This is a genomic window from Streptococcus sp. HSISS3 (assembly GCF_000448605.1).
GTDB lineage: Bacteria > Bacillota > Bacilli > Lactobacillales > Streptococcaceae > Streptococcus > Streptococcus raffinosi.
In genome coordinates, this window is sequence record NZ_CM002130.1 from 2,097,721 (window position 1) to 2,120,982 (window position 23,262).

The window sequence follows — 23,262 nt, forward strand, 5'->3', positions numbered from 1 at the left end:
TTTCATTATAACAGCTGCTTTCAACAAAACAAGGCTTTTTAGGTAAGTGGCTCAGTTTTACCCCTAAGAGGTTAGTTAAGGCAAGCAAAAAGAACTTGGCAATAGCCAAGTTCTCCACTTGTTAGATTGAGGTTCGAACGCCTTAATCATTTTCTAGTTCACGGTTGACTAGTCAACCGCAAAAGAAGTTGCTATTTCACGGTATCTTCACGGCTCACATGTTGTGATTCGCCAGCCTTACCGTTGATACGATAATCACTGTAGTCAGAACTACTGCTGCTAGAATCACTATCATCATCGCCAACGTATTCCACATTACATGTCCAAGAGATTTTATCTTTAATATCTCCTGATGATTTGAATTTAGAATCATAGCCATAATAGAAATCATAGACTGCCGTGAAAGTTACTTTAAAGGTCTTTTCACCAGTCTGAACAACATCGGTCACATCAACATCTGAGAAGGTAATACTATCAGCGGAACGGTTTTTGGCTCCCGTAGTATTTTTATCAATATCAGCGATAACATCCTTATACATGGTATCATCAGTACCATTAAGGAAAATGTCGGAAACACCATCTGGAGTCGTGTTATGGTTTGAGGCATAACTGCCAAATTTACCGTAGGCTGCTGTCAAAAGACGGTCTGCCGTATCACGGTCAAGAACTCCATCAGCATCAAGAGTAACTGTTTGACCTTCAGAGATTTTCTTAATAGACAGTGTCTCAGTCTTGATAGAGCTACCATCGTCGAAATTCTTCTTAACGTAAACAGCTGAAGAGCCAGCTACTGCTACCTTGTTGACATCCAATTTTCCTGAGCTGAGGGTTCCAACCTTGGTACCACCAACATAAAGGTCCCCATCTTTAAGATTAGATTTAACAGTAAAACTGAGATACTTCACTGAAAGGTTAACTTCGGTCCTAGATGTGACATTTTCTTCAGATGACACCGTGATATCCTGATCATTGACCTTACCAGAAGCCACAAAATTGTAAGTTCCTGGATAGAGGTGTTTCAGCTCAGCGGTGTAGTTATTTCCATCTGTAGTACCATAAGAAACACCATTGATTGTCAGATTCAAATCAGCTGTATTAACCGTCAAATCAACTGTTCCAGGATCAACCACGACTCTCCACTTTGGAAAGATAAGGAACTGGCGTCCAACCTTTTGCATACGTTCACCAGACATGAGTTGGCTCTTGCTATAGGTTGTTGTGTTTTTGGTGTCTGTATACTTAACTTCAGATGTTTTAATTTCTTTTTTAGTATCAGACCACACCTGGTATTCCAAACTATCCTTAAAGCTCTTCTTAGCAGCTGTTTCATAACGCTCTGCTACTTGACCTCGTGAGTAATAATAAGATCCAAAGCTGTAGCCAGTAAGGGCCAAGACTGCAACAACAATACCAGCAATCATCAAGATTTTTTTACTCTTAGCCATGGCTGGCTTAGCTGGTTTGGCTGCCTTGCCATCTGAGATGAATTTATGGATGGTTGACACATCATATCCCGAAGACTTACCTAGAAGAAATTCCTCTGGAAGAGGCTGACGACCAACATAGGTCTTAAAAGCCTTCATCCAAATTGCTTGTGCTTCTTTAGAAGCAGACTCTGACTTTTCTTCAGATTGATTCTGACCTACTTGAGATACTGGTGTAAACTCTTCCGTTTCTGAAGGAGACGCTTCCTCTTGATCGTCAAGTGAGACATCATCAAACACTTCCTCAGCAACGTCGAACTCATCAACTTCTTCTGTTGGCTCGGGAGCGGCAACTTCTTGATTTAGACCCATAGCCGCAATGCCTTTAATAGCCTTTAAATCAAAGTCTGCTTTTTGACCTTCTTCAATTTCCAAAACATGAGGCGGACGACCAACTGCCTTTTCAAACAAATTAATCCACTTTTCTTTTGTTGCCATAAGGACTACTCCTATAAACTTGCTTTTTCAAAAAATGCTAAAGGTTTACTTAGAATAGAAGACCTACCGTAAATGAAGACATGATAGTAAATACGATTGCAAACAAGATAGACAAAATGACACCATTCAAAAGTGCTGCCAAGATCATTTGATAGAACTTATCAGCCTTCCACGCAGTTGTTACAGGAACAATTGTAAAGAGGTTAGCAAGTGCAAACAAGAAGTAAACAACATAGAACAAGAAGCCTGGGAAGACAACAAGTCCAATAGCTCCCAACAAGATAGTTACAAGCAATACTGGCAAGGCTAATGATGTCAAACGACCAAAACGGTCAAAGCTATTTAAGAAAGTTGTTGCAGGGTCACGGAAGATGGCCTTACGTGTCACAAATCCTGCCAAGATGAAGGCAAAGATAAAGAGGAAGGCAGCTAAAATACTTGCAAAGAAAGCCGCAAAACCAATACTAGAGGCATGACTTGAAACGGATGATGAGTAATCATTTGATCCGAAAGATCCAAAGACACTACTGAAGGCACTCGCTGTTGACTCTAAAGTGTTGACCACTTTACGTGCCATTGCGCTCAAAATTGCAAAGAATGCAAGTCCAGTCAAGAGTGACAAGAAGATGTAGTTAAGCCAACCATTGTGCTTACCATAATCTGTCATATCTGCTGGACGACGCCATGCATTAAGCAACCATGTCCAATAGTTTTTGAAAGTTGTTCCAAATGCTGATGGTTGGGCTGGAACAACTACTGCTTGACCATTAATGAATTGAACATTTTGACCTGGTTGAAGAGGTTGACCGTTAGCAAAGGCTGCTTGTTGACCAGCTTGCGCATTCGCAAAACCTGCTTGAGGTTGAAATGCTTGATTCGGTACAGCTTGTCCTGGGGTTGCTTGAGCACTTGCAAAACCTGGTTGAGCTGGAGCTCCTTGAACTGGAGCTTCCTGAGTGCCAGCAAATGCTGGTTGTGGTTGCGCTTCTTGAGCTGGAGTCTCTTGAGCAGCTGCAAAGACTGGTTGGGCTGGAGCTCCTTGAACTGGCGCTTCTTGTACATTGGCAAATGCTGGTTGCGCTGGAGCTCCCTGAGCTGGGGCATCGTCTTGGAATTCTCCAGCTGCAAGTGCTGCAGCAATTTCTTCTTCAGTCGCTGAACGACCATTGATGGCTTCAAAAAAATCTAACCAATCTGCTTTAGTCATAATAATCTCCTTAGAAATACATAGAATGATTCTATTTTATCACAAATAGCAACATTATTAAATGCCATTTTCATTAGAAAAAGGTTTGGTACAAGTTGTCCAAACCTTTATTAAATACGATATAAAATTCTTTATGTAACCTTATTAGCACAGGCAAAAATATCTGTAGACCTCTACTAAGACTCAATCATTTTACTTGTTTCTTTGGAGAGATTTTTGAATCTGACGATCCAGCTCCAGTTTAATATGTGGTTCTGGCGCAAAGCGTTCCTCCCAGTCATCTGGTTTCAGAATCTTGTGGGTCACTGGATCAAAATGAGCCTTACCATCTGGGAAAATTTTACCCATATTAGCCTCATGAACCGTATCAAAGAAAGGCTTAGGATCCACACCCATAAGGACAAAGGAGCCATAAGTCAAGTAAAGCAAATCCGTCAAAGCATCGACCTGACCAACCATCGTTGACTCTGAATGTTCTTTAGAGCTAACCTTGAGAGCTGCCTTATCAAGAGCAGCATGTAGGTCCAAAACAGCCTGTCCAAAGACACGCTTGTCCCCACCTGATGAAGCATAAAGGAATTCGACGATTTCTTCCAACTTGAAATCCGAACGATGACTAGCTTCCTCAATACTATAGACACGAGGCATATCATTGGTAGAGCCATCCATCAAGTGATGGAAATCCTTAACCTTGTTAAAGTTGTCATCATCACTGGTAAATGAATTTTCTGTTTCAAAGTGAATCAGGCCATAGTGTGATAGGGCTTTGGCAATCCCATTCTGGTTGTTGGTGTCCGTGACATGGGTCGCCTGATCCTTCAGTTCATCTTCACCATTTCCCATGGCAACACCGATACCGACACCAGACAACATTTCCAGGTCATTTTCCGAATCTCCAAAGGCCATAACCTCGCTGAGCTCGAAACCAAATACCTCACCTAAATGAGCAATCCCTTTGAGCTTAGATTGCCCAGCAGAAATAATATCCGCAGAATAAGGACTTGAGCGAGTAATCTTAACGTGTGGGAATTTCTCCTCAATAGCTTGAGTCTCACCCACTGTCGCTACCATAACTACTTGGTAGACCGGTTCACGCATAATGGTTTTGAGAGCTTCCATGCTCTGTGGTTTAAAACGACGAATGAGAGACTTAAAACTACGTTCCACCATCTTAGCCCAAGATTTGGGCACGATACGACTCACTATTTGACCAAACTTGCTAGTCCCCATACTGATGATGTTAGAACCGACAAGACCCGTACTTGTACCTAGAGAAATTTCTCTACGTTGCTTGGTCGCATAACGAATCAAGTTGTAAATCGTTGATTTAGGGAGTTGATTTTGATAGAGAATCTTGTCATGAGTAAGGATATACTGACCATTATACGTCACCGCAAAATCCAGACCTAGATTATCCATGAAAGGCTGAACAAATCCTGGCCCACGGCCTGTCGCCAAACCAACCAAAATGCCATCTTCCTTCATCTGACTGATAGCCTTTTTGGTTGAAGTTGACACACGTTTTCGGTCATTTAAAAAAGTCCCATCAATATCAAAAAAGACTGCTTTAATCGCCACTTGGCTCCCCCTCCGTCTAACATTTATGCTAAAATAAATTATAACATAAATATGATAGTGAGTAGTATCCAAATGACAAAAAAATTCTCGTCCTTCATACTGGAGGAACCATTTCCATGTCATCAGATGACGATGGCAAGGTCAGTCAAAACACTGATAATCCCATGAACCATGTTGGACTTGATTTGGACAACCTAGAACTGACCGTTCTGGATTTTCTTAACATTCCTAGTCCACATATCACCCCCTACCACATGCTTGATATTTATAAAAAAATCAAGGAAACAGCTGGACAATATGATGGTGTGGTCATTACCCACGGCACAGACACCCTTGAAGAGACAGCCTATTTTCTAGATACTATGGCTGTTCCTGAGATTCCAGTCGTCCTAACAGGTGCCATGCGTTCATCAAACGAACTGGGAAGCGATGGCGTTTACAACTATCTCTCAGCCCTTCGTGTCGCAAGCAATGACGAGGCTGCCGATAAAGGCGTCCTAGTCGTTATGAACGATGAAATCCATGCAGCCAAGTATGTGACCAAGACACATACCACAAACGTAGCAACCTTTCACACGCCCACTCATGGCCCTCTAGGAATCATCATGAAACACGACATTCTTTGGTTCAAGACGGCTGAACCTCGTGTTCGCTTTGACTTGCAACAAATTTCAGGAACTGTGCCAATCATTAAGGCCTACGCTGGTATGGGAATTGGCGATGGCATCATCAGCCTCCTAGATCCTGAAAAAATTGACGGGGTAGTCATTGAGGCACTAGGCGCCGGAAACCTACCACCACTAGCTGCAAGAGAAATTACGTCACTTATGAACAAGAGAGTGCCAGTTGTACTCGTATCCCGTTGCTTTAACGGTATCGCCGAACCTGTCTATGCCTATGAAGGTGGTGGCGTTAAACTCCAAGAAGCAGGCGTTATGTTTGTTAAGGAACTCAATGCACCAAAGGCTCGCCTCAAACTCCTCATTGCACTTAGTGCAGGACTAGAAGGCCAAGAATTGAAAGATTATATTGAGGGATAAGACATGAAACTTAGCATTGAAGCAACCGATAAATTGGAAAATAAAGATTTCCACTATGAACTAACCGTCTCACAGACACATGTCGCCATGGTCTGTGGTACTGTATTAGCCAGTCTAGCCCTGATTGCATGGATGAAGAAAAATAAAAAAGCTTGAAGCATGGTCACTAGAAAGGTGATTTAACTGCTTCAGGCTTTTAGTTTTCTTCGTCTGGTCTATATTCAAGAATATCCCCTGGTTGACAATTTAATTCCTTACAAATGGCATCCAGAGTCGTAAAACGGATTGCCTTGGCCTTGCCTGTTTTAAGAACCGAGAGATTGGCTGGGGTAATGCCAATGCGTTCTGCCAGCTCACCCGAGCGCATCTTCTTCTTGGCAAGTTCAACGTCTAAATTGACAATAATCATAAGCCCCTCCTAAATCGTGTACTCATTTTCCTCAGCAACGGCATTAGCCTTAGTCAAAATCATAGCGACAGCATAGAGGACAAAGCTAACTAGCAAATAACTGATGTTAAAGAAACTATAACTCTGGTTGCCAGTTCCAAATGTAAAGATACCATTATTGATAAAAGCCCCAAGAACTAGCAAATGCGCTGACCAACGAACCAACTTAGCATTTTTAGCGATGAAAATATCAGAACGATAAAGGTTAATCAGAAAGGCACGTAGGCACAACAAGAAACCTATGTTGACTACCATACGAAGGAAATCAATGGTTGCTGCAAAAAGCGTCAGACTAGGACCCTTGCTTTTCACGGTAACTCCCGACCCAAGAAGCATACGCAAACCTTGTTGTAAGAGTCCTTCGTGACCAATCAAAATAAAGGCGTCATTAAGAATGGTAATAACAAGACTTAAAAAGCCCGCAAAAAGGAGGACATTAACGAACAGAAGAACACTACGCAGACGTTTTTGTTCTTGCGTCTCCTGACGATTTTTAGCACTTTTAGCCGATTTCCAACCATAATAACTAGAGCCAGCCAAGGCTAGGACGATTAAAAAATAGAATAAGATAGTTGTCATGTGTTACCTCTATTGTAAAGACATTTTGATTTTTTAGGAGCATAGACTATAAAAAGCCAAGGTGCCTCTAGGAGCCCTTGACCTTATACTAAATCAGTAGCTAACTATTAACAGTATCAATTATATCGAATATCAATATAAAATACTAGTTTATAGATAAGATTTTACTACTTTTCAACTAAGATACATTCAATTATTTGACAGCTGTTTGTCCCTTACGAAGACGGATAGCATCACAAGCTAGAGAGACCAAGAAGAGCCAAACTGATGTACTAAAGTCCATTACTAGGTGATCTGTCGTTCCCAACTGCAAGAAGATATTCAAGGCTGATGGCACAAAAGTTAGAAGGGCAGACTTTTTCAAGAAAAGAGAGAAATCTTCTGTCCAAAGTGCCTTCCAAGTAAAGTCTTTAAGCTCTTTACGAAGGAGCCAAATCAAGGCAAGATAGAAGGCAAATTGTAGCTCTGCGACCAGCCAGTAACCCCAGCCAGAAAGGTATTGAACCTCTGCACCTGGGAAAAGATTGGCCACGTTCACAAAAGGAAGGATAAGTAAAGCAAGCATTGCAAGACCGTAGATTGCCATAAGAAGAATAAGAAGAGCGTTGATGATTGGTTTAAGTGTTTTCATGATAAGTATTTCCTTTGTTAAATAGTTTTAGTAAATAATTTCTCTTTTTCGCGAATAAGGTTATCTTTATCGAAAACTTATTATCGTTTTTCGATAATTATATATTACACTCTTTATTTCTCCTTGTCAACACATTTTTATCGTTTTTCGATATTTTTTAACCAAAATCCATAAAAACACTAAAACCAGTTAAGAAAATCTTAACTGGTTGCACTTCTTATTTTAGTCACCTAGACTGGTCGTTCATACGTCTAGGCTTTTTCGTTTTTAGGAAAAGGGATTCTACGTTTATGAAAAAAGAAAAAAGGGATTTTGGGAAACTGAGGAATGAAAGCCGTAGAATAGTGGAAAATATTGCCTCTTCCTAGCTCAATACTAGTCTTGATAAACCTTAAAGTCTTGAGGATGCTTTTGGAAATTTGGATTGTAGGTTACTTTAATTTTTACTGTCATGATGATGTCCTCCATTTTAGGAATGAGTTGGCTTAGCCAAAACCTTTTATTTTCAAAACCTATCTCGTTTTGATGGTTTTATTATAGGTTCCCTAACTTAAAAAAAGCTTTTAATAAGCTTGAAGGAAACTTAAAACTCTCAGTTGTTTACTGAGAGTTGATATGTCTATAACATCGATAAGATAATGCCCAGCACCAAAGCCACCCAGACAGCATAACGAATTGTCGCATGGTAGCGATAACCTTCGATAACCTTAGGTATTTTTGTAAAGAGGTAGGCAATGTAGGCAACTATGGAAAGAAAATAACCTTTAAAATTCAAAGTGGAACCTAGAAGACTAAATTCTTCAAAGACTGGCACTAGCACTAGGACAGCCGTAAGCATGCACCAAACCGGTAGAAGCGTTTTTTCCCTTTGATGACAAAGATGAATAATGAGTTGAGCTATGAAACCAGCTACATACATAATGAATAGTACTGAACACAGTAGAGAGATCAAAAGTGAATAAAAATATAAGGTATGAAAGTCCATCTTTCCTTGTATCATCTCTACCAATCCAGTAATAAACCAAATCAAGATGAAGGCGAACAAATAAAATAAGAGACCTAACATTATAAGAAACAAGGGATGCAAGATAACAAAAAAATCTAGTTTTAACCGTCTTTTGTTCATTAGTTTTCTCCTCAATCAAACTCTCCTTGGCTTCTCAAATAAGCTCCTAGCACCTGCCATTCAGGATTCTCTCGCCAGTTAGGGTCAGAGACAATTTGACTAGCCACCCGTCTGGCTTCCTCTAAGATATTGTAGTCTTCCACAATATCGGCCACTTGAAATTCAGGAATACCTGACTGACGTGTCCCAAAGATTTCACCTGAGCCACGCATTTTAAGATCCTCCTCAGCTAGAACAAAGCCATCCGTGGTCTCACACATGGCCTGCATGCGTTTTTTACCAGTATCATTTTTAGGATTAGCCACCAAAATACAGTAGGACTGCTTATCGCCACGACCTACACGTCCTCGAAGCTGGTGAAGCTGGCTAAGTCCAAAACGATCCGCATCCATAATAACCATAACTGTAGCATTTGGCACGTTAACACCTACTTCGATAACTGTGGTTGATACTAAAATCTGAGATTTTCTGTCCTTGAAATCTTGCATAATTTGGTCTTTTTCATCATTTTTCATGCGTCCGTGCATCAGAGCTACTGTAGCTGAATCCCCAAAGAACTCTGTGAGTTCCTGGTGAAGAGCAACGGCATTTTTCAAGTCAAGTGCCTCAGACTCTTCAATCAAAGGAGAAATAAAATAGACCTGAGCATCTTTTTCCAACTCACCCTTGATCCAAGTCAGTACGGTGTCCAGCTGCTCATGTTTAACCCAACGAGTAATGATGGGTTTACGACCAGCTGGCATCTGGTCAATGATAGATACATCCATCTCCCCAAAGGCAGTGATAGCCAAGGTCCTAGGGATAGGGGTCGCTGTCATCATGAGAACGTCGGGATTGTCTCCCTTCTCACGGAAAATACGACGTTGATTAACCCCAAAACGGTGTTGCTCATCGGTTATAACCAACCCAAGTTTATGATAAGTCACAGCATCCTGAATCAAGGAGTGAGTCCCTACAATCATCTGAGCCTCTCCAGATTCAATTTTGGAAAGAGCTACTTTCTTATCCGCTGCCTTCATCCCAGAAGTTAGGAGGACCACCTCTAGCTCAGGAAAAAGGCCTTGCAAACTCTGATAATGCTGCTCTGCTAAGATTTCCGTCGGTACCATAAGGGCAGACTGAAATCCTGCCGTGTAAGCCCCATACATGGCAAAGCTAGCGATAACTGTTTTCCCTGAACCCACATCTCCTTGTAAGAGACGGTTCATGTGAGCTCCAGATTGCATATCAGCTAGGATTTCCGATAAACTGCGCTGTTGGGCTTCTGTTAAGGGGAAAGGCAAGGCAGCAATCTTGGCTTTGATTTTACTTTCATCGTAAGCGATTGCTATACCATTAGTCTCCGATTTATTTTCAGCCTTTAACACCTGTAAGTTCATTTGAAAATAAAAGAGTTCCTCAAACTTTGTTCGGCGTAGGGCCTGCTTATATTCAGCTAAATCTTTCGGAAAATGCATGGCACGCACAGCCTCTTGACGTCCCATGAGACGATACTTGTCCATCAGCACCCGAGGAAGACTTTCCTTCAACAACTCAATAGCCCCACTTTCAAAAGCCGCCTTTATAGCCTTTATCAGCTGAGCTTGACTGACACCTTGAGCCACATGGTAAACCGGCTGCATATCGTCCTCAACTTGAGCCAAGACTTTCATACCAGTCACAGCCGACTTCTTCTGGTCCCACTTGCCAAAGATAGCCACTTCTGCCCCCATCTCAATCTTGTCCACAAGATAAGGCTGATTAAAGAAACTAATGGCAATCACAGCCTCACCCTGCTTGATTTTAAAGCTCAGACGATTACGTTTAAAGCCATAATACTGCACATTGGCAGGCGTCACCACTGTTCCCGTAATAACAGCCTTCTCGCCATCCATCAGTTCAAAAATAGATTTACTCTTAAAATCCTCATATCGGAAAGGAAAATAAAGCAAGAGGTCCCCAACCGTGTGCAAATCTAATTTGGTAAATTTTTCAGCGGACTTAGGCCCAAACCCTTTCAAATCCGCAATTGGTGAATCTAATTGAATCATATCCTCTATCATTTCTATCGTGTTCTGTCCCTCGTAAAAGAGGAAGTCTTACCAGCTATTATATCACATGGGATGAGTCTTCACGAAAAGCAAAAAATCCAGCCGAAAGCTGGATTCCTCTTTTTTACTCATAACTGCGAGGGACACGATCACTAAGTAAACAAAGAACTTCGTAGTTGATAGTACCACGTTTTTCAGCCACCTCTGTCGCAGTGATGCTTGCTCTCCCATTTTCGCCAATAAGCGTAACAGGAGTACCTAGGGGATAGACTTTAGGCAAGCGAATGGTAATTTGGTCCATAGACACGCGCCCAACAATCGGGCAAAATTGACCATCCACAATAACGTGAAAACCTTGTAAATCTCTAGTCCAACCATCCGCATATCCGATTGGAATCGTTCCAATAACCTCGTCAGTCGTCGTTGTGTAAGTGGCACCATAACCGACATCTTGACCTGCTGGTAAGGTTTTAACATGAACAAGAGCTGTTTCCAAACTTAGGGCAGGACGAATCTTATAAGGAAGATTCAAAGCACTACCACTAGGATTGAGACCATAGATGACAACACCCAAACGTACCGCATTAAAGACGGTTTCGGCATGCCAGATACTTGTCGCTGAGTTGCTTGCGTGTACCAGACGAGGACGGTCAGCCAAATTTTCCACCAAATTTGTGAAGAAGGCCAATTGGCACTTGAATTTACTATCGTCCGCCTCATCAGCCGTTGCAAAATGGGTAAAAATACCTTCAACATCGGCACCAAGTGATTTCAGACCAGCAATCAAGTTATCTGCGTCTTCTAGGCTACGTACCCCAATGCGACCCATACCTGAATCAACCTTAATATGGCAGGTCAAGCCTGTCAAATCAAGTCCTTGTTCCTTGGCTATTTCCAACCAATCAAGTGAAGCCACCGTTAGAGTAATATTTTCTTGAATAGCCAAGGGAACACCATCCGGCAAAACCACTCCCAAAATGAGTATTGGCTGCTCTAAGCCAGCTTGACGGAGTTCAAGCGCTTCGTCCAGATTGGACACACAAAAACCATCTACCTGTTCAGACACCTGCTTAGCCACTGCGACTGCTCCATGACCGTAAGCATTTGCCTTAACCACTGCAAAAGTCTTCACCTTTTTAGGAATATGACTAACCACTTGTTCAATATTTTCTGAAATTGCTGATAGATCAACCTTTGCCAAGGTTGGTCGATGTAAACTTGAAATCATAAGCTATCCTCTTACAACACCTATCTTTTAATTTTCTTCTAAAATGACACTTGCCTGAACAAAATCACCACTATGGGAAATCGAGATAAAGACTTTCCCCTCAAAAGGTGACTGGGTTACCACAGGAGCTCCTTTGTCATTGTTCAAAATTTCAATATCCTTAAAACCGACCGCTCCAATTCCAGTTCCCCAAGCTTTTGAAAAAGCTTCCTTACCGGCCCAACGTCCTGCTAAATAGGACATCTGACGACTCCCAGAAAGAGACTCAAAGCGCTCCCATTCTTTTGACGTCAAGACCTTCTTTGCAAAACGTGGATTGCGATCATAAGCCCTTTTCACAGCTGAAATTTCCTGCAAGTCTATACCATGTCCAATAATCATAGCTGCTTACTATAGTCGGTCGTGAATTTCACGAATAAGACTGTCTGTCTTAGCCCAACCAAGACACGGATCTGTGATTGATTTTCCGTAAATTTCAGGCGTATCTTGACGACCATCCTCAAGATAAGACTCAATCATGAAGCCACGCACAGTATCTGCAATACGCTCATCCCACTCACGGTTAAGAAGGACTTCACGCACAATTCGAACCTGCTCAATAAAGTTTTTACCAGAGTTATCATGGTTGGTATCAACAAGAATAAATGGATTTTCCAAACCAAAGGTACTGTATTTATCCAAAGCCTTAACCAAGTCCTCATAGTGGTAATTGACAAGATTCTGACCATTTTCATTGTTAGCCCCACGCAAAATAGCATGCGCCAATGGGTTCCCATCTGTCTTGACTTCAGCTCCATTAAAAATGAAATGCTGTTGGTTCTGCGCAGCATAGATACCATTAAACATCACATTCAAATTACCTGATGTTGGATTCTTAAAGCCGGTTGGTACGTCAATACCAGAAGCCACGAAACGGTGTTCTTGGTCTTCAACCGAACGTGCGCCAATAGCATGGTAGCTAAGTAAATCCTCAAAAAAGTCAAGGTTTGATGGGTAAAGCATCTCGTCTGCAATAGGCAAACCTGTTTCAATAATAATACGTGATTGCAGGTGACGAACAGCCTTAACTCCTGCAAGAAGGTCTACGTCACCTTCTGCATCTGGTTGGTGAATAAGACCTTTATAACCATCTCCATTAGTACGTGGTTTAGCTGTATAAACACGCATAACGATGAAAATCTTGTCTTTCACTTCTTCCTGAAGCTGAGCCAGACGATGGGCATAATCAAGAACAGCCTCTTCATTATCAGATGAACATGGACCGATAACCAAGAGGAGACGTTTGTCCTCCCCCTTGATAATTTTTGCCAAAGCCTCATCATTAGCTTGTTTGGCTGCTAAGGCATCTCCTGTAAGGGCATGCAATTTTCTAACTTCCGCCGCATCAATAAGCGGACTATTTTGGTGAATTCCCATTTAATTCCCTCTCTTTGCGAAAAGAGAGCGAACCGTTTGGTCACCCAAACGGCTCACTCCCCACATATGGTTTCTGTTATCTTATTTTTTTGACAAAGTGTCGTGAATTTCACGAACCAATTCTTCTGTCTTAGCCCAACCAAGACATGGGTCTGTAATTGATTTACCATAAACATCTGGTGCATCTTGACGACCATCTTCAAGGTAAGATTCAATCATGAAGCCACGTGCAACTTTGTTGATTTTTTCATTCCAATCACGGTTAATCAAGGTTTGACGAACGATACGGATTTGCTCCAAGTAACGTTTACCTGAATTATCATGGTTTGTGTCAATAACGATGAACGGATTTTCAAGACCCATTTTTTCATAATGTTCAATTGTATCAAGAACATCATCATAGTAGAAGTTAGGCACGTTTTTACCATATTCGTTCGTTGAACCACGAAGGATAACGTGTGCCAATGGGTTACCTGAAGTTTGCACTTCTTCACCGTTAAAGAGGAAATCTTGTTTGTTTTGTGCAGCATAAATACCGTTAAACATCACGTTAAGGTTACCTGATGTTGGATTCTTCATACCAGTTGGAACATCAATACCTGAAGCCACAAAACGGTGTTGTTGGTCTTCTACAGAACGTGCACCAACGGCAATGTAAGATACAAGATCATCTACCAATGTAAGGTTTTCTGGATAAAGCATTTCATCGGCAGTCGTAATGCCAGTTTCAGTGATAACACGGTAGTGAAGGTTACGCACAGCTTTAATTCCGTTAATAAGGTTTGGTTTTCCTTCAGCATCAGGTTGGTGCACAAGCCCTTTATAACCATCACCATTTGTACGAGGTTTAGCTGTATAAACACGCATCACCATAAAGACCTTGTCTTTAACTTCTTCTTGAAGTTTAGCCAAACGGTGAGCATAATCAAGAACGGCTTCTTCATTATCAGATGAACATGGACCGATAACCACTAGCGTACGATCATCTTCACCCTTAATGATTGCTTCAAGTTCTTTATCACGTGCTTGTTTCTTGGCAAGAGCTTCACCTGTCAATGTAGTTGATTCTTTAACTGCATCAAAATCAATTTTTTTACTTACTGCTTTAAAAACCATAATAATTACCTACTTCTTTTTTCCTAAAATTGCTTACGACCGTGACAATTTTTAAATTTCTTACCTGAGCCACATGGACAGAAATCATTACGACCAACTTTACTAAAGTCAATATCCTGACCATTCGCATCTGTCTGTTGTGCTTGGATATTACCTGTTGCTGTTGTTGAAACACGTTCATTCACATTTTCACGAGATTGTTCGTGGATTTGTGCTTTCATCATGGTACGTGTCACATCATATTCAATCGCTCCAACCATGTCTTGGAACATCTTGAACCCTTCAGATTGATACTCAACAATTGGATTGTTTTGCGCATAACCACGCAAACCAACAGCGTTACGTAATTGGTCAAGGGCATCAATGTGATCTGTCCACTTGTTATCAACAACCATCAAAATCAAAACTTTTTGGAACTCACGGATAGCTTCCTCTGAACGTAATTTCTTGATTTGGCGATCATAAACATCATCTGCTAATTCATTCAAGTAAACTTTAATAGCTTCATAATTAACACTACGTTTAGTGACTTCACCCACTTCTTTCAAGTCTTTAAGTGAGATGGCATTTTCAGGAACCAAGGCCTGACGGGCAAACGTCAAGATTGCCCTAAGAGCTTCATCTTGATCATTGCGACTGTGACCTTCAACCGTACGATTAATTGTACGCTTAATCATAGCCTTAATTTCAGGTTCAAGATCACGCTCTGCTGTGATAACATCATAACGCTCAGCGTAAATGATTTCACGTTGTTCACGCATAACGTCATCGTATTGAAGGACTTGTTTACGTGTATCGTAGTTATTCCCTTCAACACGTTTTTGAGCTGATTCCACTTGACGAGTCAACATACGTGATTTGATGACAATATCTTCATCATCAGCATTAAAGCGTTCCAAGACATGCTTGACACGATCAGAACCAAAACGACGCATCAATTCATCTTCAAGTGAGAGGTAGAATTGAGATTCACCTGGGTCCCCTTGACGTCCCGCACGACCACGCAACTGGTTATCAATACGGCGGCTTTCGTGACGCTCTGTACCAATGACACAAAGTCCACCAAGATCCAGAACACCTTCACCAAGTTTGATATCGGTACCACGACCGGCCATGTTGGTCGCAATCGTAACGGCACCACGTTGACCCGCATTCATGATGATATGGGCTTCTTTTTCGTGGTTCTTGGCATTAAGCACCTCGTGAGGAATACCTGCTTCAACCAACATTTTAGAAATCAAGTCAGATGTTTCAACGGCAACGGTACCAACAAGAACTGGTTGACCCTTTTCATAACGACGTTTGACATCTTGCACTACCGCACGGAATTTGGCATCCAAGGTTGGGTAAAGAAGGTCATCATGGTCAATACGTTGAATTGGACGGTTGGTTGGAATCGGAATGATTCGCATGTTATAGATTTCACGGAACTCATCTTCCTCAGTCTTACCTGTACCAGTCATACCTGACAATTTCTTGTACATACGGAACATATTTTGGTAAGTGATTGAGGCAGATGTCTTGGTTTCCTCTTGAACTGGTACGCCTTCTTTAGCTTCAATAGCTTGGTGAAGTCCATCAGAGAAACGACGACCTTCCATGGTACGACCAGTAAATTGGTCAACGATAAGGATTTCTTGCTCCGGACTTACCACATAGTCAATATCATGCAACATGATATAGTTGGCACGAAGAGCATTATCAATATAGTGAGTCAAGGCTACATGGTCAATATCGTACAAGTTGTCCAAGTTGAAGAATTCTTCGGCCTTATCAATACCAGAGTCATTCAAACCAATGGTTTTGGTTGGAACATCAATAGCATAATCATCTTCAGTCAATGTCTTAACAAAAGCATCTGAACGATGATACAACTGGTTAGTCTCTGAACTTACAGGACCTGATACAATCAATGGTGTACGAGCTTCATCAATAAGAACTGAGTCAACCTCATCGACCAAGGCATAGTTCAAAGGACGTTGTACCATGTTTTCCTTACGAACAACCATGTTATCACGGAGGTAGTCGAAACCGACCTCTGAGTTGGTTGAGTAAGTGATATCACAGTTATAGGCTTCACGCTTTTCAGCTGGTGATTTGGCAGAAAGGTTAATCCCTACTGACAAGCCAAGCCAACTATAAAGCTCACCCATTTCAGTTGCGTCACGCTCTGAAAGGTATTCGTTAACGGTAATAACGTGTACACCTTCACCTGAAATAGCGTTAAGGTAAACAGGCATTGTCGCCGTCAAGGTTTTCCCTTCCCCTGTACGCATTTCTGGTACGTCACCATGGTGAAGAACAATACCACCCATGATTTGCACACGGTATGGGAAAAGTCCAAGGACACGTTTTGCCCCTTCACGAACAACCGCAAATGCCTCTGGCAAGAGTTGGTCTAGGCTTTCTCCGTTTTGATATCGTTTTTTAAATTCATCTGTTTTTGCCTTAAGTTCTTCATCTGAAAGGGCTGCCATTGCATCTGCATAGCCCTCAACTTTCTTGGCAGTTTTTTCTAGTTTCTTAATTTCGCCTTTATCATTTTCAATGATTTTGCGTAATATATTTGCCATCTTATTTCCTTTCGACAGTCTTTATCTCCATATTTTACCACAAAAACACCCTTTAAACAAGAAATCACACAAGGATTGACAAAAGAAAAAAGCCCTAGTTTAAAGCCTTTCACAACGGATTGACAAATAAACTAAAACTTTTTTATTAGATTCACTGAAAATAACGACAATATCACTTTAGAATTTTTCCTCAGATAGTTCTTGCTTCTCTTGGATTTTCTGAAAATCCTGCAAGAGCTTATCAAAGGCTCGATCAAAGAAAGCTCGGTCAGAACTGCTATAAGCCGTCATAAGCATTGGACTAGCTTCAAAATCCACATAAAATTGATAGTCCAAAGCCCCATTTTCCCAGTGAAATTTAAGGCTGGGAGAGGCCGTCTTTTCACCACACATGCCTGGAACCGCTCGTTGCAAGCCATAAATGTGGTCGCCATAATCTTTCAAACGGTAATAAGCTCCTTCAAAATAATAGGTCTCTCCAACTTCGATGCCTTTAAAAAGGTCTGCTAAAACTTGTTCTCTACTCATATTTAAGCCTCTTTAGATGGATTGACAGCACCCTCCATTTGACCATCAATTCTCCAAACTGCAACATCATTATTAACCGATATAATCACTTAAAATATCATATACCACGGCCGTCTTCAGACGACCCTACCTAGATTTTCTAAACCCGGGCAAGTGTCAAACCACCGACCTTATAACTCTTCCTGAATAGCACAAAACGCCTTAAGATTATCTCTTAAAGCGATTCGACAATTCTTACTTGTTTGCTTGTTTATCAACCACATCTTTGGCAAGGGCAAAGTTACCAAGTGTCGCAGAGCCATTACCTGAAACAGCAGGGGTAACAATATACTCAGTCACATCTGGTACTGGGAGGTATCCATTCAAAAGAACTGTGAATTTTTCACGAACACGACGAAGCATATGCTCTTGACCCATTACCCCACCACCAAAGACGATAACTTCAGGACGGTAGAGAACAGTTGCCTGAACAGCAGCTTGAGCAATATAGTAAGCTTGAATATCCCACACTTCAGAATTTTGCTCAATCAATTCTCCACGAATACCTGTACGAGCTTCAAGCGATGGACCAGCAGCCAATCCTTCCAAACAACCACGGTGGAAAGGACAAGTTCCGTTAAATTCATTAGTAACATCATTAGGGTGAAGAGGCACATAAACGTGACCTGCTTCCGTGTGACCTACACCACCAATGAATTCACCATTTTGAATGGCACCAGCACCGATACCAGTTCCGATAGTGTAATAAACAAGACTCTTAACACCTTTACGAACAAGTGTCTCACCATAGGCAGATGAGTTAACATCCGTCGTAAAATAGAAAGGAATATTAAACTCTTTTGCAATCAAACCAAGAAGGTCAACGTTTGACCAGTGTGGTTTTGGCGTTGAGGTAACATAACCGTATGTTTCTGAGTTAGGATCAACATCAATGGGACCGAATGAACCAATGGCGATTCCAGCTAATTGGTCTTCATAACGTTTGAAGAAGGCAACGGTACGATCGATTGTTTCGTATGGTGTAGTGGTTGGGAATTGGGTCTTTTCAACGACTTGGAAATTTTCATCACCAACAGCACAAACGAATTTTGTACCACCAGCTTCCAAGCTTCCGTAAAGTTTAGCCATATGCAAGCTATCTCCTTTTGTGATCTATAAATTACTATCCTAATATAAAGAAAAGTGGCGCAAAAGACAATCTATATTCCGTTCGATTCACCAGTCTTAGACACCCGAACTTATCTCTTTTCTTTATCTGATATTTAACTAAAAAAGCCGAAATAGCTTCGACTTTTCTAGATTATTATTTAACTGCGATGAAGTCTGCACCTTCAGCAACTGATCCAGTTGCTACTGATGAAACATCTTCGAAGTCTGCAGTATTTGTAACGATTACCATAGTTGTATCGTCAAGTCCTGCACCTGTGATAACTGAGCTATCGAAGGTAGCCAAGACATCACCTTTTTTAACACGTTGATTTGCTTGAACTTTAGCATCAAATCCTTTACCGTCAAGTGAGACAGTGTCGATACCGATGTGGATAAGCACTTCAGCACCTTTATCAGATTTAAGACCGTAAGCGTGACCTGTTGGGAAGGCGATTTGCACTTCACCATCAAATGGTGCGACTACTTGGTTTCCTGAAGGTTTAATAGCGGCACCTTTACCCATAGCTCCTGATGAGAAGACTGGGTCATTAACATTTTCCAAAGCTACAACTTCACCTTTAAGTGGTGCAGCGATTGTTTCGGCTTGCAATGCAACTGGAGCTGATTCTGCAGATGCAATATCTTCAGCAACAACTTCTTTTTGAGCTTCAACTTCTTCCTCTTTGTAACCGAAGATCCAAGTAAGAGCAAAACCAAGAGCAAGTGTTACAAGTACCATGATCACATACTTAAGCACTTGACCGTTAAGGTAAAGAAGAGTACCAGGAACGATTGTTACACCAAATCCTGTACCAGCGAGGTTAAGGATTGAGGCCAACCAACCACCAGCAGCACCAGCGATAAGACCCATGATAAATGGTTTACCGAAACGAAGGTTAACCCCGAAGATAGCTGGTTCAGTGATACCAAGTACCGCTGAAAGAGTTGCAGGGAAAGCAAGTGCTTTCAATTTAGCATCTTTAGTTTTAACACCCACTGCAAGTGTCGCACCAGCTTGGGCAGTCATAGCAGCTGTGATGATAGCGTTAAGTGGGTCTTTACCAGTATTAGCAATGAGGTTAGCTTCAAGCAAGTTAAAGACGTGGTGAACCCCTGTAACGACGATAACTTGGTGAACTCCACCAAGAACAAGACCTGCAAGACCAAATGGCAAGTTAAGAATCCACTCTGTACCAGCAAGAACATAGCTTTCAACAGTATGGAAGACAGGACCAATGATAAAGAGGGCCAAAGCTGACATTACTGCGAAGACGATAAGTGGACGCAAGAGAAGGTCAAGAACGTCTGGAACCCATTTACGAACCCATTGCTCGAACTTAGCACCAAGCAAACCTACGAAGAAGGCTGGAAGCACTGAGTTTTGGTAACCTACTACTGGAATAAAATCAAAGAAGTAAATTGGTTTAGCAGCACCTGATGCAACATCCCAAGCGTTAGGAAGGGCGTTGTTAACCATCATCAAACCAAGAACCAAACCAAGAAGTGGTGAACCACCAAATACGTTAAAGGCTGACCAACAAATCAAGGCTGGGAAGAAGGCGAAGGCTGTATCTGTCAATACAACTGTGTAAGTATAGAAATCAGTAGCAGCAAAAGCTTTTGATGTTGTACCGAACAAACCAAGAACTGTATCGTTATTGATTGCTCCACGGATACCCATGAAAAGACCAGTCGCTACGATTGCTGGAAGCAATGGAACGAAAACGTCACCGAATGAACGGATAGCACGTTGGAACCAGTTCCCTTGTTTAGCAGCTTCTGCTTTTTGTTCGTCTTTAGATGCTGTTGGAAGACCTTGAGCAACGACTTCGTCGTAAATCTTGTTAACAGTACCTGTACCAAAAATCATTTGGTATTGACCTGAGTTAAAGAAAGCACCTTGAACTTTTTCAATGTTCTCAGCCTTTTCTTTATTGATTTTGTTTTCATCTTTGACCATCACACGTAGACGAGTCGCACAGTGAGCAACACTGTTGACGTTTTCACGTCCACCGAGGGCATCGATGACTTCTTTTGCAATTTGTTTGTTATCCATTTGCAAAATTCTCCTTAATAAAATTTGGTATGAAAGCGTTTAGCTTTTCTTTACGATAACTATTTTAGCATCTTTCTGCCATATGTCAACCGTTTAGCATATTTTTTATTTTTTGTTATAAATCGTTGATTTTTATAGGTAAAACGTTTACTATATTATTAACAAATAGATTAGGAGATTACTAAATATGAATCTACCAACAGAAGTTCGTTACCGTCCATACGCAGATTGGACAGACGAAGAAAAACAAAGATTAGAGAAAATGTCGCTAAATCACCTTGGCGTGCAAGTTACCATATCGAACCAGAAACAGGGCTTCTTAATGATCCAAACGGTTTTTCTTACTTTAATGGTAAGTTCCAACTTTTCTACCAAAGTTGGCCATTTGGAGCTGCTCATGGTTTGAAACAATGGGTGCATACTGAAACTGAAGATTTGGTTCACTTTACAGAAACTGGTGTCAAACTCTTGCCAGACCATGAAAATGATAGCCACGGTGCCTACTCAGGTTCTGCTTATCAAATCGGTGATAAACTCTTTATCTTCTATACTGGGAACGTTCGTGATGAAAACTGGATTCGTGACCCACGTCAAATCGGCGCTTGGATGGATAAAGACGGCAAAATCGAAAAATTCGACAAGGTTCTTATCAAACAACCTGCTGACGCTACTGGGCACTTCCGTGACCCTCAAATCTTCGATTACAAGGGACAATTCTACGCTATCGTAGGTGCTCAAAACCACGATAAACAAGGTTATATCAAACTTTACAAGGCAGTAGACAATGATGTCGAAAACTGGGTTGAGGTTGGTAATCTTGACTTTGGTGGCACTGGGTCAGAGTACATGATTGAGTGTCCTAACCTTGTCTTTGTAGATGGCAAACCTGTTCTTCTTTATAGCCCACAAGGTCTTGATAAAGAAGAACTTGACTATGGCAATATTTACCCTAATACTTATAAGATTTTCCAAGATTTCGACCCTGAGAAACCTGCCCTTGTTGATGGTACGTCAATTATTAACTTGGACTACGGGTTCGAAGCTTATGCTACTCAAGGATTTAACACTCCTGATGGTCGTGCCCTTATTGTTAGCTGGATTGGTCTCCCAGACGTGGACTATCCAACTGACAAATACGACTACCAAGGTGCTATGAGCTTGGTTAAAGAGTTGTCTATTAAAGATGGCAAACTTTACCAATACCCAGTAGAAGCTATTACAAGCTTACGTGCTAACCAAGAAGATTTCGCTGAAAAAACAGCTACAACTAATACTTACGAGCTTGAACTTAACTTCCAAGCTAATAGTCAAACCGAGCTTGTTCTTTTCGCAGACCAAGAAGGAAATGGCTTGTCACTTATCGTTGATACTGAAAACGGAAAAGTTATTCTTGACCGTTCTAAAGCTGGTGAACAGTATGCTACAGACTTTGGCACAAGCCGTGAATGTACTCTTGAGGCCGGTCAAGCTGCAACAGCAAACATCTTTGTAGATAATTCAATCATTGAAATCTTCTTTAACAAAGGTGAAAAGGTCTTCACCAGCCGTGTCTTCCCAAGTGCAGAACAAACTGGTATCAAAGTGGTATCAGGAAAGGTTTCTGGTCACTACTTCGATTTAAAATACTAAGGTGATTTATGGTCGCAAAGCTTACTGACGTTGCCGAACTTGCTGGTGTAAGCCCAACCACAGTTTCCCGCGTCATAAACAAAAAGGGCTACCTCTCACAAAAGACCATTGACAAGGTTCACGCTGCTATGCAAGAACTCAACTATAAACCTAATAATTTAGCTCGAGGTCTTCAAGGAAAGTCGGCCAAACTTGTTGGTTTGATTTTCCCAAATATTTCCAATATATTTTATGCTGAGCTTATCGAACGCCTTGAGGACGAACTCTTTAAACAAGGTTACAAAACAATCATCTGTAACAGTGAGCATGATCCTAACAAGGAAAAAGACTATTTGGAGATGCTTGCCGCCAACCAATGTGATGGCATCATCTCGTCCAGTCACAATCTTGGTATCGAAGATTATGAGAAGGTTGAAGCTCCTATTGTCGCCTTCGACCGTAATCTGGCTCCAAAGATCCCCATTATCTCATCCGATAACTTTGAAGGGGGAAAATTAGCCGCAAGAGCTCTGCTAAAGGCTGGCTGTCAGCGTATTGTCATGATTACAGGCTATGATAATTCTGACTCTCCAACGGGACTTCGACAGCTTGGTTTTAATTATAAATTGGACAAACAAGGTATTATCTGTCCTGTTCCAAATGATTTGTCGCTCATGCGTCGTGAGATGGAAATCAAATCGATTATTTCTCGTGAAAAACCAGATGGCATCTTTGTTTCTGATGATTTAACAGCTATCCTAGTTATGAAGGTGGCGAAGCATCTAGGACTTTCTATTCCAGATGATTTAAAAATCATTGGTTATGACGGTACTGCCTTTATCCGTCACTTCCACTCCGAACTGGCCACTATCCAGCAACCCTTGGAAGAAATCGCCAAGTTGTGTGTGGAAATTCTCCTAAAGAAAATTAAAGGCGAACCCGTTAATCGTGATTATGTACTACCAGTAAACCTCATTTCTGGTGGTAGTATATAAAGAAAAAATCGCAAGAAATCTCCACTTGCGAT

The 23,262-nt window shown here is 41.4% G+C and carries 19 protein-coding genes and 1 pseudogene; 4 read left to right on the forward strand and 16 right to left on the reverse strand.

Features of this window, described 5'->3' with window-relative positions:
- Positions 1-191: 191 nt before the first annotated feature.
- The 3 genes from HSISS3_RS09665 to HSISS3_RS09675 form a co-directional block, all read right to left on the reverse strand.
- Entirely contained in the window at positions 192-1,922 is a 1,731-nt protein-coding gene (locus tag HSISS3_RS09665; protein WP_021152556.1) for a zinc ribbon domain-containing protein, read from the reverse strand.
- Between the two features lie 49 nt (positions 1,923-1,971).
- Entirely contained in the window at positions 1,972-3,129 is a 1,158-nt protein-coding gene (locus HSISS3_RS09670; protein WP_021152557.1) for a DUF6574 domain-containing protein, read from the reverse strand.
- Between the two features lie 192 nt (positions 3,130-3,321).
- Positions 3,322-4,707, reverse strand: a complete 1,386-nt coding sequence (locus HSISS3_RS09675) for a Cof-type HAD-IIB family hydrolase (RefSeq protein ID WP_008535564.1) — start codon at positions 4,705-4,707, stop codon at positions 3,322-3,324.
- A gap of 83 nt (positions 4,708-4,790) precedes the next feature.
- On the opposite strand from HSISS3_RS09675, the gene HSISS3_RS09680 reads away from it, so the two are divergent.
- Together HSISS3_RS09680 and HSISS3_RS12035 are read left to right on the forward strand one after the other, a co-directional pair.
- Positions 4,791-5,747, forward strand: coding sequence for an asparaginase (locus HSISS3_RS09680; RefSeq protein ID WP_042772005.1), 957 nt, complete (start codon positions 4,791-4,793; stop codon positions 5,745-5,747).
- 3 nt (positions 5,748-5,750) lie between these two features.
- Positions 5,751-5,903 (forward strand): hypothetical protein, encoded by a 153-nt coding sequence (locus HSISS3_RS12035; RefSeq protein WP_021152559.1) that lies wholly within the window; start codon positions 5,751-5,753, stop codon positions 5,901-5,903.
- Positions 5,904-5,943: 40 nt separating this feature from the next.
- Here HSISS3_RS12035 and HSISS3_RS09685 read toward each other — a convergent pair whose 3' ends face one another.
- From HSISS3_RS09685 to HSISS3_RS09745, 13 genes are all read right to left on the reverse strand, one after another.
- The gene (locus tag HSISS3_RS09685) at positions 5,944-6,156 is read right to left on the reverse strand and encodes a helix-turn-helix domain-containing protein (RefSeq protein WP_002889236.1); all 213 of its coding nucleotides are present in this window, start codon (positions 6,154-6,156) and stop codon (positions 5,944-5,946) included.
- A gap of 9 nt (positions 6,157-6,165) precedes the next feature.
- Positions 6,166-6,774, reverse strand: a complete 609-nt coding sequence (locus tag HSISS3_RS09690; RefSeq protein WP_021152560.1) for a DUF2975 domain-containing protein — start codon at positions 6,772-6,774, stop codon at positions 6,166-6,168.
- Between the two features lie 193 nt (positions 6,775-6,967).
- On the reverse strand, positions 6,968-7,405 hold the full coding sequence (locus tag HSISS3_RS09695; protein ID WP_021152561.1) for a hypothetical protein: 438 nt from the start codon (positions 7,403-7,405) through the stop codon (positions 6,968-6,970).
- A 619-nt stretch (positions 7,406-8,024) separates the two neighbouring features.
- Positions 8,025-8,324, reverse strand: coding sequence for a hypothetical protein (locus HSISS3_RS12445; RefSeq protein ID WP_237705769.1), 300 nt, complete (start codon positions 8,322-8,324; stop codon positions 8,025-8,027).
- Positions 8,325-8,542: 218 nt separating this feature from the next.
- Positions 8,543-10,561 carry an ATP-dependent DNA helicase RecG gene (gene recG / locus HSISS3_RS09705; protein ID WP_042772006.1) on the reverse strand — a complete coding sequence of 673 codons (2,019 nt, stop codon included), beginning with the start codon at positions 10,559-10,561 and terminating at the stop codon, positions 8,543-8,545.
- Positions 10,562-10,685: 124 nt separating this feature from the next.
- Complete coding sequence (gene alr, locus HSISS3_RS09710) at positions 10,686-11,789, reverse strand: alanine racemase (protein ID WP_021152563.1); 1,104 nt, start codon at positions 11,787-11,789, stop codon at positions 10,686-10,688.
- Between the two features lie 27 nt (positions 11,790-11,816).
- Positions 11,817-12,170 (reverse strand): holo-ACP synthase, encoded by a 354-nt coding sequence (acpS, locus tag HSISS3_RS09715; protein ID WP_008535572.1) that lies wholly within the window; start codon positions 12,168-12,170, stop codon positions 11,817-11,819.
- 9 nt (positions 12,171-12,179) lie between these two features.
- Complete coding sequence (locus HSISS3_RS09720) at positions 12,180-13,205, reverse strand: 3-deoxy-7-phosphoheptulonate synthase (RefSeq protein ID WP_021152564.1); 1,026 nt, start codon at positions 13,203-13,205, stop codon at positions 12,180-12,182.
- Positions 13,206-13,286: 81 nt separating this feature from the next.
- On the reverse strand, positions 13,287-14,321 hold the full coding sequence (locus tag HSISS3_RS09725) for a 3-deoxy-7-phosphoheptulonate synthase (protein ID WP_002889248.1): 1,035 nt from the start codon (positions 14,319-14,321) through the stop codon (positions 13,287-13,289).
- Between the two features lie 23 nt (positions 14,322-14,344).
- Entirely contained in the window at positions 14,345-16,894 is a 2,550-nt protein-coding gene (gene secA, locus HSISS3_RS09730; protein WP_008535577.1) for a preprotein translocase subunit SecA, read from the reverse strand.
- A gap of 177 nt (positions 16,895-17,071) precedes the next feature.
- Positions 17,072-17,422 (reverse strand): hypothetical protein, encoded by a 351-nt coding sequence (locus tag HSISS3_RS09735; RefSeq protein ID WP_021146480.1) that lies wholly within the window; start codon positions 17,420-17,422, stop codon positions 17,072-17,074.
- Positions 17,423-17,656: 234 nt separating this feature from the next.
- Positions 17,657-18,550: a fructokinase ScrK gene (gene scrK, locus HSISS3_RS09740; RefSeq protein WP_021146481.1), complete on the reverse strand. Its 894-nt coding sequence runs from the start codon at positions 18,548-18,550 to the stop codon at positions 17,657-17,659.
- 175 nt (positions 18,551-18,725) lie between these two features.
- Positions 18,726-20,627 (reverse strand): sucrose-specific PTS transporter subunit IIBC, encoded by a 1,902-nt coding sequence (locus HSISS3_RS09745; RefSeq protein ID WP_021152565.1) that lies wholly within the window; start codon positions 20,625-20,627, stop codon positions 18,726-18,728.
- A 187-nt stretch (positions 20,628-20,814) separates the two neighbouring features.
- Between HSISS3_RS09745 and HSISS3_RS09750 the strand changes: the two are divergent.
- Together HSISS3_RS09750 and HSISS3_RS09755 are read left to right on the forward strand one after the other, a co-directional pair.
- Positions 20,815-22,256: pseudogene (locus HSISS3_RS09750) on the forward strand (sucrose-6-phosphate hydrolase).
- An 8-nt stretch (positions 22,257-22,264) separates the two neighbouring features.
- Complete coding sequence (locus HSISS3_RS09755) at positions 22,265-23,230, forward strand: LacI family DNA-binding transcriptional regulator (protein ID WP_021146484.1); 966 nt, start codon at positions 22,265-22,267, stop codon at positions 23,228-23,230.
- Positions 23,231-23,262: the final 32 nt, after the last annotated feature.